General features: G+C 41.0%; 3 protein-coding genes. All 3 read right to left on the bottom strand.

The features are described from left to right. On the bottom strand, positions 1–627 hold a 627-nt coding region (locus ACZFYI_RS19470), incomplete at its 3' end, for a Gfo/Idh/MocA family protein (protein WP_462525785.1). Between the two features lie 182 nt (positions 628–809). Continuing rightward, on the bottom strand, positions 810–1,685 hold the full coding sequence (locus tag ACZFYI_RS19465) for a sugar phosphate isomerase/epimerase family protein (RefSeq protein ID WP_462525784.1): 876 nt from the start codon (positions 1,683–1,685) through the stop codon (positions 810–812). A gap of 198 nt (positions 1,686–1,883) precedes the next feature. Next, on the bottom strand, positions 1,884–2,177 hold a 294-nt coding region (locus ACZFYI_RS19460), incomplete at its 5' end, for a helix-turn-helix transcriptional regulator (protein WP_462525783.1).

Below are 2,177 nucleotides of genomic sequence, written 5' to 3'. Positions count from 1 at the left end.
AGGAAAAGGTCCTCCCTGTGGCCAAACAGGCCTGTTGGTCCAGATTTGCACTTTGGAAATTTTTCCCAATTTGCCTGAATCCACCCATTTTTTGACCATGTCAAGCAGGGGATTGGAAGCTCCCTGATTGCCCATTTGCGTGACAATCTTGTTTGTTCTCGCCATTTCGGTCAGCATTCTGGCTTCACGGATGTTGTGCGTCATAGGCTTCTGTACATAGACGTGCTTTCCTTTTGCCATGGCAAAAGCTGCTGCCGGACCATGTACATGGTCGGGAGTTGAAATAGTCACCGCATCAATGTCTTTTTCCTTTTCAAGCATTTCTCTGTAATCGGCATAGAGTTTTGCTTTGGGAAAATTCTCCACAGATTTCTTGGCAGAACCTGAAAAATCCACGTCACACAATGCCACTACTCTTTCTCTACCATTCACTGAAGCATTGAAAATGTCGCTTGTTCCTTTACCACCGGCACCGATAGCAGCGAGATTCAATTGGTCACTAGGCGCAGTAAATCCAACGCCTCCCAAGACGTGACGCGGAACAATAAAGATGGAAGAAGCTATGGCTGCGTTTTTTATGAAATTCCGCCTTGATTGGTCAGAAGATTCTTTTTTGGGTTGTTTCATGTTAACAGGAATTTTGAAATCAGGTATGGTTTTTAATTTGAGTGTTTCACAGAGTATCTTTTTTCCAATGCAAATTGGTAAAATAGAAAAGGATTTTCTTTTTTAATCCGTTGAACATTGGATAGAATTCAAAACAGATGATTAATCTAACAAATCCACTTAAAATTTTGACATTATATTATTTACCATTGCTTTTTTATCGTTTCAATGGCTTTGGCAGCCTGATTTTCCATGTTTTCCCATCTGCTTTCCAAAGAAATCAAACCCTCATATCCTGACAGTTTCAATGCCTGATAATATAGGCTCAAATCCTCTCCGTGGGTTCCGGGAACGGCCCGGCCTTCTTTCTCAGCCACGTGGACATGTTTGATGAGATGGCCGTAATTCAGGATGCTTTCGGGTCCTTCACCCTCCATTTTCATATGGTAGATGTCCGCGAGCAACCTGTAATTGGGATGGTCCACAGCCTTGACGATCTCTCCTGCCTCACTGAGGCTATTGATAAAATTGCATTCTTTTTTGTTGAGGGATTCCAAAACAACCGTCACATCATACTTAGCAGCCACAGGCCCTAGCATTTTCCCCAAATCAATCATTTGAGCGGTAGCTTCTTCTTTCGAAAACCCATCAGGAACAGACCTGGACCCACTGCTTCCAAAAACCACCAACTTCCCTCCTGCTTTTTGTGCACGGCGAAAAACAACCTCTGCAAAGTCCACAATCTCCTCGTGGACGGCATTGGGACCCACACTTTTTAAGCTTCCGGGAAGGAAAATGATAAAAGCTTGGATGGGCAATGGAGACGATTTGGAAGCTTGCAAAATTTGGTCAAATTCTTCCTCACTCTTGGTCGGAACAAGAAAAGACTGCACATTTTCTTCGATAAAGGAGAACCCGGCATTGGCTAAAATTTCCCCATCCTTATATCCGGCACAGGCACCGATCTGTGGGACGCCGGATGTCTGGGCAATTGATTCAAACATATAAAAACTCAAAACCAATATCTTCAATCCAACGCTGATTTTATTTATGCTGAAACTGGAAATAATCGAATTCATGGGATAGGGGTTTTTTTAGCCTAGGAAATTGAAATTATAATTTGAAGAAAAAAAGGAGATTTTCAATCCAAAAAGGAAATTATCGAAAAGAGAATGGGATGAAAGTGAATTATTGATCAAAATTATTTGGTTTCTAAACAGTCAAAAAAATTGAGGTAGGGTTCAGAAATTCCATTTCAAAATCAAAATTCTGAAAAATCACTTCTTAAACTGCTTCCTATAGGCTTGCGGAGAAATGTTTTTTTCCTTTTTGAAAATTCGGTTAAAATGAGTCGCATGTTCAAATCCCGTCAGGAAAGCTATTTCGGATACATTGCTATCCGTACTGACCAGATACCTTGTTGCATTTTCAATCCGGAGTTTATTAAGGTAGGTTATCAATGTATGTCCTGTCCCCTGCTTAAACCAACGGCAAAAATAAGTCGGTGTCATATGCATCAATTCGGCTACTTCACCAAGCAATATCTGTTTTTGTGAATTTTCGTGAAGAAA

This window comes from Aquiflexum sp., assembly GCF_977115555.1.
This window is presented reverse-complemented; position numbering and strand designations above follow the sequence as displayed.